This is a genomic window from Streptomyces misionensis (assembly GCF_007896895.1).
In the GTDB taxonomy this organism is placed as follows: domain Bacteria; phylum Actinomycetota; class Actinomycetes; order Streptomycetales; family Streptomycetaceae; genus Streptomyces; species Streptomyces misionensis_A.
The window spans coordinates 141,835-151,211 of sequence record NZ_VOGW01000016.1; the positions used below are offsets into that span (position 1 = coordinate 141,835).

Here is a 9,377-nt window from a genome sequence, read left to right on the forward strand (position 1 = left end):
GTTCGCGCCCTCGGCGTAAGCCCCATGGCCCCGCGCCCCCCCGGCGGTCCGGCTCAGCCCTCCGTCACGGTCACCTCGCAGCGCAGCCGCCGCTCCGTCCCCACCGGCCGCACCGGCCCGGTCAGCCGCAGCCGCGCCCGGTGCCGGACGTCCGTGCTCGACCCGCTCAGGCGCAGCTCCAGATCGCCCGGCTCCACCACCCGCGTGCCGGTGCGGTCGGTGAAGGCCGAGAGGTCGGGGTGGAAGTGGAAGGTGAGGCGGCGGGACTGGCCGGGGGCCAGCTCCACGCGCTGGTAACCGATCAGGCGGACGTCGGGCCGGGTCACCGAGGCCACCGGGTCGTGCAGATACAGCTGGACGACCTCCGCCCCGGCGCGCCCGCCCGTGTTGCGGACGGTGAGCGAGAGGTCGTACGTACCGTCGGTCGGCAGCTCCGCCTCGGGGCTGTGGACGTCCTCCCAGGCGAACGTGGTGTACGAGCCGCCGTGGCCGAACGGGAACAGCGGGGTCGGGTCCAGGTTGCTCACCTCCCCGGCCAGGCCCAGTGGGGGCTGGAGGTAGGTCCAGGGCTGGCCGCCCGGCTCGCGCGGCACGCTCACCGGGAGCCGGCCGGAGGGGTTCACCCGGCCGGACAGCACCCCGGCCAGCGCCGGACCGCCCTCCTCGCCGGGGAAGAAGGCCTGCACGACCGCGCCGAGGCGGCCCTGCCAGCGGCCCAGCGCGTACGGGCGGCCGGTCAGCAGCACCAGGACGACCGGCACGCCCGTCTCGACCAGCGCGTCCAGCAACGCGGCCTGCACGCCCGGCAGTTCCAGGTCCGTCGCGTCGCAGCCCTCGCCCGAGGTGCCGCGTCCGAACAGCCCGGCCCGGTCGCCGAGGACGGCCACGCACACCTCGGCCTCCGCGGCCCGCCCCACCGCCTCCGCGAACCCGGAGGTGTCCGGCTCGGACACCCCGCAGCCCTCCGCGAACGTCACCTTGGCGTCCGGCAGCTCGGCCCGTACGGCGTCCAGCACGGTCGGGATGTCGATGCCCGTCGGCACGTCGGGGTGGTGGGTGAGCACATGGGACGGGAAGGAGTAGCAGCCGAGCATCGCGAGCGCGTCGGCGGCGCGCGGCCCGACCACCGCGATCCGCGCGCTCGGCGCCAGCGGCAGCACCCCGTCCGGGTTGTCCAGCAGCACCACCGACTCCTCGGCGAGCCGGCGCGCCAGCGCGCGGTTGCCGGCCGAGTCCAGGTCGATCTCCTCGCCGGTCTCCGGCGACCAGTCGGGATCGAGCAGGCCCAGCTCGCACTTCTGGAGCAGCACCCGGCGCAGCGCCCGGTCCACCAGCGCCTCCGGGACCCGCCCCTCCCGCACGGCCGCCACCAGCGGCTTGCCGTAGCAGTTCAGCGTGGGCAGCTCGACGTCGATGCCCGCCTCCAGCGCCGCGTGCGCGGCCTCGGCGGGGTCGGCGGCGACCCGGTGCAGCGACTGGAGGAAGCCGATGCCGAAGTAGTCGGCGACGACCGTGCCCGTGAACCCCCACTCCTCGCGCAGCAGCTTGGTGAGCAGCGCGGGGTCCGCCGAGGCGGGGACGCCGTCCGTCTCGGTGTACGCGGCCATCACCGAACGGGCCCCGCCCTCGCGCAGCGCCATCTCGAACGGCGGCAGCGTCACATCGGCCAGCTCCCGGACGCCCGCCCGCACCGGCGCCAGGTTGCGGGCGCCCGCCGAGGCCGCGTACCCGGCGAAGTGCTTGAGCGTGGCCACGATCCCGGCCGACTCCAGCCCCCGGACGTACGCCGCGCCGATCGTGCCGACCAGGTACGGGTCCTCGCCGATCGTCTCCTCCACCCGGCCCCAGCGCAGGTCCCGGACGACGTCCAGGACGGGCGCCAGGCCCTGGTGGACGCCGACCGAGCGCAGGTCGCGGCCGATGTGCCCGCCCAGCTCCGCCACCAGGGCGGGATCGAAGGTCGCGCCCCAGGCCAGCGGCACGGGGTACGCCGTCGCCCGCCACGCGGTGAACCCCGCCAGGCACTCCTCGTGGGCCACCGCCGGGATGCCGAAGCGGCCCGCCCCGGCGATCCGGCGCTGGGCGCGGGCCAGTGCCTGGGCGCCGAGCGCCGGGTCCACCGGCGCCGTGCCGAAGGAACGGGTCAGCTGGCCGAGGCCGAGGGTGATCAGCTCGTCCCAGTCGTAGTCCGCGGTCATCTCGCGCTGGAGCGGTGCGACCCCGTCGCCGTCCGTGGCCGCGCCCACCCAGACGCCGTACAGCTGGGCGGTCTTCTCCTCCAGGGTCATCCGGGAGACGAGGTCGTCGACACGGGCGGCGGCGGGCAGCGCGGGGTCGCGCCAGGGGGCGGTGCTCATGGAACTCCTGTCGGGGAAGGGGGACCGGTCGGCGATCACTTGCCGCCGACGCCCATCAGGCCGCCCACCAGCGCGCGGCGGGCCACCAGGTAGACGGCGAAGATCGGGATGCCGGAGAGGACGACCGAGGAGAGCAGGGCGGGGATGTTCACGCCGAACTGGCTCATGTAGGTGAACAGACCGAGGGTCAGCACGCGCGGCCCCTCGGACTGGGTGAAGATCAGCGGGAAGAGGAAGCCGTTCCAGGCCTGGAGCGCCGAGTAGATCACCACGGTGCTGATGCCGCCCTTGGACATCGGGATGACCAGCTGGAACAGCATCCGGGTGGGCGAGGCGCCGTCCAGGGCCATCGCCTCGTACACCTCCTCGGAGATGTCCCGCATGGTGCCGGTGAGGACCAGGATGGCCACCGGCATGGCGAACGCGGCCGTCGGCAGGATGATCGCGAGCAGGCTGTCGTAGAGGTTCAGCTTGGTGATCATCAGGTACAGCGGTACGACGACCGCCTGCGCCGGGATGGCGACACCGAGCAGGAACACCCGGAAGGCGGCCCCCGACCAGAAGCCGCGGGTGCGCACGGCGACGTAGGAGAGCGGTACGCACAGCACCAGCACGATCACCACGACGGCCGCCGCCGCCAGCACGGTGTTCCACAGGAGGTGGAAGAAGGAGTTGTGCAGCACGGTGCTGTAGTTGGACCAGGTCGGACTGCCGGGCGGCTTCAGGGCGTTGTGGCCCAGCGCCTGGTCCTGCGGGGTGAGCGAGGCCGAGATCATCGCGTAGATCGGGACGATGACGACGACCAGCCAGACGAAGGAGCCGAGGCCGGCCAGCGGATTGGGCCGCTGGGTCCAGTGCCGGCGGCGTCGCCCGTCCGGCCGGGCCGCGGGCGCGGCGCCGGTCTTCACGGGGTGGGGCAGCGTGTCGTGAGACACCTCGTCACATTCCTTCCCGGGTACTGCGCATCGCGCCGAAGCCGGACAGCCGTACCAGCAGCAGCGACAGCGCGGTCGCGGCCACCACCAGGAAGGAGGCGATGGCGCTGGCGTAGCCGAAGTCGTAGCTCTTGAAACCGGCCTCGTACATCAGGTACGGCACGATCGCCGTGTCGGTGCCGGGGCCGCCCTGGGTGAGGATCAGGACGGTCTCGAAATAGGTCAGCGAGCCGACGATCATCAGCACGCCGGAGGTGGTCGCGGTGTTGCGCAGCTGGGGCAGCGTGATGGAGAAGAACTGGCGGTAGCGGCCGGCGCCGTCGATGGCCGCCGCCTGGTAGAGGACCTCGGGGATCTGCCGGGCCCCGCCCTGGTAGATCAGGGTGTGGAAGGGGATGAACTGCCAGCCGCCGACGAACACGATGGCGAGGAAGGCGCCGTTGGTGGAGCCGAGGGTGTCGCCGGGCATGATGCCGAAGTTGGGGTCGAGCAGGGCGTAGAACAGCAGCGAGATCGCCGTCGAGGACAGCAGGAACGGCACGAAGAAGACCGCCGACAGGATCGCGCGGTTGCGCTGCCGGCCCGCCGCCCAGACGCCGAGCAGCAGCGAGACCACCGTCTGGAAGGCCCAGCTGACCACCGTGAGCAGCACGGTGACCGTGAGGGACTGGGTGAGCCGGCCGTCCTCGAACAGCTTCTGCCAGTTGGCGAGGCCCGCCGGCTGGGGGTTGCCGAGACCGTTCCACTTGGTGAAGGAGAGGCCGAAGGCCAGCACCATGGGGACGATGGCGAAGAAGGCGAAGAACAGCACGGCGGGCAGGGCCAGCGCGGCGTGCGGGCGGCCGGCGTTCGCCCCGGCGCTCCGGCGCGGGCGGCCCGCGCCGGAGCGCGAGCCGCCCTTGGTCACGCTGATGCTCACTTCAGCCCCTGGAGCGCCGAGACGAACTGGCTGGGCGAGGACTTGCCGACGAACAGCTTGTTGACCTCGGTGAGCATCGGCGTCGACACGTTCGGGTCGACGGCCTGGTCCCAGCTCAGCGTGAACGCCGGGGCCTGCTGCACCATCTGGTACTGGAACTTGGCGAACTCGGGGTTGGGCGAGGCGTCGAGCAGCTTCTCGGCGTTGGCCGTGGTCGGGATGGCACCGATGGCCACCAGTTCCTTGGCGTACGTCTCCGAGGCGCAGTCGCGCAGGAAGGCGATCGCGGCGTCCTTGTTGGACGTACGGGCGTTGACCGACCAGTAGTTGGTGGGGTTGCCGACGACGTTGCGGATGTCGCCCGCGCCGCCCTCGATCGTCGGGAACGCGGTCCAGCCCAGCTCCTTGCGGGCGAAGTCCGGGAACTTGCCGAGCTGGGTGTTGTACTCCCAGGAGCCCATCAGGTGCATCGCGGCCTTGCCCTTGGCGAACACGGCCGGGGCGCCGCCGTTGGTGTAGGCGACCGAGCTGAAGCCCTTGCCGAAGGCGCCGTCGTCGATGAGCTGCTTGACCGTCTGGGCGGCCTTGAGGACGGCCGGGTCGCCCCAGCCGGAGGCGTCGCCGTTCTTGATCCGGTCGAAGACCTGGGGGCCGCCGATCCGGTCGACCAGGTACTCCAGCCACATCAGCTCGGGCCAGATGTCCGCGCCGCCCAGCGCGAACGGGGTGATCCCGGCCCGCTTGAGCTTCTTGTTGATGTCGAGCAGCTGGTCCCAGGTGGTGGGCGGCTGGAGCTTCTGCTCGGCGAAGAGGGTCTTGTTGTAGAAGAGGATCACGGGCTGCATGCCGCGCATCGGTATGCCGTACTTGCGCCCGCCCAGGCCGCCCGCCGTGAGTACCGAGGGCAGGAAGCCGCTCTTCAGCACCGGGTCCGACTCGATGATGTCGGTGAGGTCCACCAACTGCTTGGCGTCCCGGTAGGCCTTGATGGAGCCGCCGCCCCAGTTGAAGAAGATGTCGGGCGCGTTGGGGGAGCCCATCGCGGTGCGCAGCTTCGTCGGGTACTCCGAGCCGGGCACCTTCTCCAGCTTGATCTTGCCCTTGGCCTTCTTCGCGGCGGCCGACGCGTTGAACCGGTCGATCGCCTGGACCTGGACCTTGGCGTCACCGTCGCCGTATACGAAGGCGGTGAGCGTGCCCCCGCCCCCGGAACCCCCGGAGGAGCCGCAGGCCGTGAGTCCGGCGGTTCCGGCGGTGACGAGTGTGGTGGCAGCGGCGCCGAGCACCCAGCGCCTGCTGAACGTGTGCCCGCCGTTGGACGTGGTGGACTCCATTGACCCTGGCCTCTCGCAATGTTTCGAGTTGGGTTCCGAATGTTCCGGGAACGTATGGCGGAAGAGGGGCTTCGTCAAGGGGTCGCGCAGGGATACGATCGCGGACATGAAGCCTGGGAAGCCCGCAGAAGCGCAGACCGCGACGCTCGCCGAGATCGCCCGAGAGGCCGGGGTGTCCGCTCCGACTGTTTCGAAGGTCCTCAACGGCAGAGCCGATGTCGCGCCCTCGACCCGTACCCGCGTCGAGGAGCTGCTGCGCGCCCACGGCTACCGGCGCCGGCGTGCCGAGGCCTCCCGCTCGCCACTGATCGACCTGGTCTTCCACGAGCTGGAGAGCGCCTGGGCGATGGAGGTCATCCGGGGCGTGGAGAACGTGGCGCAGTCGGCCGGCCTGAGCGTGGTGCTGTCCGAGTCGGCGGGGCGGCTCACCCCCGGCCGCTCCTGGGCCGACCAGGTCGCCGCCCGCCGCCCGCACGGGGTGGTGCTGGTCCTGTCCGAACTGGACCAGGGCCAGCAGGCGTTGCTGACCAGCAGATCCATCCCGTTCGTGGTGGTGGACCCGGCCGGCGACCCGGGCCCGGACGTGCCGTCCATCGGCGCCACCAACTGGCAGGGCGGCCTGGCCGCCACCCGCCATCTGGTCGAGCTGGGCCACACCCGGATCGGCGCCATCAGCGGCCCCACCCGGATGATGTGCAGCCGTGCCCGGATCGACGGCTACCGCGCCGCCCTGGAGACGGCCGGGCTGCCCGTCGACCCCGCGCTCATCCTGGGCGGGGACTTCCATCACGAGGCCGGCTACCGCCTGGGCCTGGAGCTGCTGCGCCGTCCCGACCGGCCCACCGCGATCTTCGCGGGCAACGACCTCCAGGCGCTCGGCCTGTACGAGGCCGCCCGTGAGCTGGGGCTGCGCATCCCGGAGGACCTCAGCGTCGTCGGCTTCGACGATCTGCCGGTGGCCCGCTGGGTGGGTCCGCCGCTGACGACCGTACGGCAGCCGCTGACCGAGATGGCCGAGGCCGCGGCCCGGCTGGTGCTCGAACTGGGCAGTGCCCAGGAGGAACGGGCCGCGACCCGGCTGGAGTTGGCCACGAGCCTGGTGGTGCGGTCGAGCACGGCCGCGCGGCCGACGGGGTGATCGAAATTTTCGAAGCCGGTTCCGGGGGGTCGGCCATGAGAATTCCCGAAGAAAACCAAATCGTGATGCTTCAACTAACGGTCCGCTAATAATTCGGACTTACGTTCCTGTCGTGATGCGACACGAGGAGCACGGCGACGCGGGCATACGCGTGCGCCGGCGATCGAGAACGCTGCGGATCGCCGGTCTCACCCTGGCGACCGCCCTGGTGCTGGCCACGGCCACCGCGGGCTATGCCTACTGGCACCTCAACCACAACATCAGGGGCGTCGACATCAACAGCGCGCTCGGCGACGACCGTCCGGCGCCCGCCCCGGCCCCGAGCGCCTCCTCGGCCGCCGCCCCGCTCCCGGCCGGCGCCCTGAACATCCTGGTCCTCGGCTCGGACTCGCGCAGCGGCGCGGCCGACAGGGAGCTGGGCGGCGGTGACAGCGAGGGCGCCCGCTCGGACACCGCGATGGTGGTGCACATCGACCCGGGCCGCACCGCCGCCACGGTGGTCAGCATCCCGCGCGACACCCTCGTCACCCGCCCGTCCTGCCCACTGCCGTCCGGGGGCGAAACGGCGCCGGCGTACGGCTCGATGTTCAACAGCGCCTTCTCGGTGGGCGGTCCGGTGTGCGCGGTGAAGACGGTCGAGTCGGTCACCGGGGTGCGCATGGACCACTTCGTCGAGATCGACTTCGCCGGTTTCGCCAGGCTGGTGGACGCGCTCGGCGGGGTGGACGTCACCACGGGCCAGGACATCGACGACGACAAGAGCCACCTCCATCTGAAGGCCGGCCCCCATCATCTCGACGGCAAGCAGGCGCTGGCCCTCGCCCGCACCCGGCACGGCATCGGCGACGGCAGCGACCTGGGCCGCATAGGCCTCCAACAGCTCCTGGTGAAGGCCCTGTTGGAGCGGATCTCCGGCACGGACCTGCTCACCGACCCGGCCAAGCTCTACCAGGTTGCCGACGCGGTCACCGCGAGCATCACCACCGACACCGGCCTGGACTCGCTCGCCGAACTGACCGAACTGGGCCGGAGCCTGAAGGGGCTGACCGCCGGCCGGGTGAAGACGGTGATGATGCCGGTCGTCCAGGCGCCCTCGGACCCCAACCGGGTGATCGCCAAGGAGCCGGACGCGCAGGACCTGTGGACGTCCCTGCGCCGTTGACCCCCGGGCCGGGTCCCGCCGTCAGGGGCCGGCGGGCGGCCGGGCGGGCCCGCCGATCAGCATCGTCGGCGCGCCCGCGACCCGGGTCAGGAACACCGTCGCCGCGTTCGGCCCCTGCGGCTTGACCTTCCGGCGCAGCTCCTCCGGCTCGACCGCCGACCCGCGCTTCTTCACGGTCAGCGTGCCGACCTCGCGCTCGCGCAGCAGCGCTTTCAACTTCTTCACGTTGAAGGGCAGCCGGTCGGTGATCTCGTAGGCGGTGGCGTACGGCGTGGGGTGCAGCGCGTCGGCGGTGACGTAGGCGATGGTCTCGTCCAGGAGCCCCCCGCCGACCTCCTCGGCCACCTCGGCGACCAGATGCGCGCGGATCACGGCGCCGTCCGGCTCGTACAGGAACGCCCCCACCGGCCGCACCCGGGGGTCCGGCAGGCCCCGCCCGAGCAGGGTGCGCGGGCCGGGCAGCAGGGTGGCGCGCACCGCGCCCGGCGACCCCGTGCCGAACCAGAGCACCGCCTCCTTCACATCGCCGCCGTCGGAGATCCACTCGGCCTCGGCCTCCGGGGGCACCGCCTCGTGCGGCACGCCCGGGGCGATCTTCAGCGCGGCGTGCGGCGCCCGGCGCGCGGCGGACACCGCCCACGACAGGGGCGGCGAGTACGCCTCGGGATCGAAGATCCGCCCGCCGCCCCTCGCCGACGTGCCCCGCCGCGCGGGGTCCACGAACACGGCGTCGTACCCGGCGGTGTCCACCTCGGTGACGTCGGCCTCACGCACCTCGATCAGCCCGGCGAGCCCGAGGGCCTCGGCGTTCGCCCGTGCCACGGCCGCCGTCAGCGGGTCCCGGTCCACGGCGAGCACCCGGATGCCGGCCCGCGCCAGCGCGACGGCGTCCCCGCCGATCCCGCAGCACAGGTCCGCCACCGAGGTCACCCCGAGATCGGTCAGCCGCCGCGCCCGGTACGCCGCCACGCTCGCCCGCGTCGACTGCTCGACCCCGTTCGGGGTGAAGAACATCCGCTCCGCGTCCGCCGCCGCGAACTTGGCCGCCGCCCGCTGCCGCAGCCGGGCCTGGCCGAGCGCGGCCGACACCAGGTCGGCGGGGTGGTCGCGGCGCAGCCGGGTGGCGACGGCCAGTTCGTCGGCCGGGGCGGTGCCGCGGACCTCTTCGAGGAGGGCCCGGCCTTCGGGGGTGAGGAGGGGAGCGAGGTCGTTCACCGGGACATTGTGGGCCAGTCGGTGGACGGTGCGCCCGCGGGCGGCGTTGTCGGCCCGGATACGGGGGCCGGGCCTGCGAAGATCCAGCACCATGCGACTAGTAGTACACAACGACAAAAGTCGGGCACGGGGTGGTGCGTGCCGGGCGCGGCGGCGGGGCCTCGTCCTCGGCTGCGGTGCCGCGGTCCTCGCCTCCACCGCCCTCGTCACCGGCTGCTCGGATTCCGGCTCCCACGCCCCCCGCCCGGCCGCGGGCCAGGCCGGCGCCGCCGCCCACGCCCCGGACGCCCGGGCCGCGCAGGCCGCGGAACACGCCC

Annotated in this window: 7 protein-coding genes and 1 pseudogene; 3 read left to right on the forward strand and 5 right to left on the reverse strand. The window is 72.6% G+C overall.

The genetic code is table 11. The annotated features are described in order from the left end of the window. Positions 1 to 53: 53 nt before the first annotated feature. From FRZ03_RS03190 to FRZ03_RS03205, 4 genes are read right to left on the reverse strand one after another with little or no spacing between them, the layout of a single operon-like run. Positions 54 to 2,357 carry a beta-xylosidase/alpha-l-arabinosidase gene (locus FRZ03_RS03190; RefSeq protein ID WP_146463599.1) on the reverse strand — a complete coding sequence of 768 codons (2,304 nt, stop codon included), beginning with the start codon at positions 2,355 to 2,357 and terminating at the stop codon, positions 54 to 56. Positions 2,358 to 2,392: 35 nt separating this feature from the next. Continuing rightward, the gene (locus FRZ03_RS03195) at positions 2,393 to 3,292 is read right to left on the reverse strand and encodes a carbohydrate ABC transporter permease (protein WP_146463600.1); all 900 of its coding nucleotides are present in this window, start codon (positions 3,290 to 3,292) and stop codon (positions 2,393 to 2,395) included. 4 nt (positions 3,293 to 3,296) lie between these two features. After that, positions 3,297 to 4,211, reverse strand: a complete 915-nt coding sequence (locus FRZ03_RS03200) for a carbohydrate ABC transporter permease (protein ID WP_146463601.1) — start codon at positions 4,209 to 4,211, stop codon at positions 3,297 to 3,299. Next, positions 4,208 to 5,545, reverse strand: coding sequence for an ABC transporter substrate-binding protein (locus FRZ03_RS03205; RefSeq protein ID WP_146463602.1), 1,338 nt, complete (start codon positions 5,543 to 5,545; stop codon positions 4,208 to 4,210). The genes FRZ03_RS03200 and FRZ03_RS03205 overlap by 4 nt, the downstream gene beginning before the upstream one ends. A 106-nt stretch (positions 5,546 to 5,651) precedes the next feature. On the opposite strand from FRZ03_RS03205, the gene FRZ03_RS03210 reads away from it, so the two are divergent. Continuing rightward, the gene (locus tag FRZ03_RS03210) at positions 5,652 to 6,683 is read left to right on the forward strand and encodes a LacI family DNA-binding transcriptional regulator (RefSeq protein ID WP_146463603.1); all 1,032 of its coding nucleotides are present in this window, start codon (positions 5,652 to 5,654) and stop codon (positions 6,681 to 6,683) included. Positions 6,684 to 6,798: 115 nt separating this feature from the next. Further along, positions 6,799 to 7,845, forward strand: coding sequence for an LCP family protein (locus FRZ03_RS03215; RefSeq protein WP_186785233.1), 1,047 nt, complete (start codon positions 6,799 to 6,801; stop codon positions 7,843 to 7,845). Between the two features lie 21 nt (positions 7,846 to 7,866). Here the strand turns inward: FRZ03_RS03215 and FRZ03_RS03220 are convergent, their stop codons facing one another. Then, positions 7,867 to 9,060 (reverse strand): class I SAM-dependent methyltransferase, encoded by a 1,194-nt coding sequence (locus tag FRZ03_RS03220; protein ID WP_146463614.1) that lies wholly within the window; start codon positions 9,058 to 9,060, stop codon positions 7,867 to 7,869. Between the two features lie 91 nt (positions 9,061 to 9,151). On the opposite strand from FRZ03_RS03220, the pseudogene FRZ03_RS39680 reads away from it, so the two are divergent. Continuing rightward, positions 9,152 to 9,377, forward strand: a pseudogene (locus FRZ03_RS39680) (hypothetical protein); the annotation flags it as partial.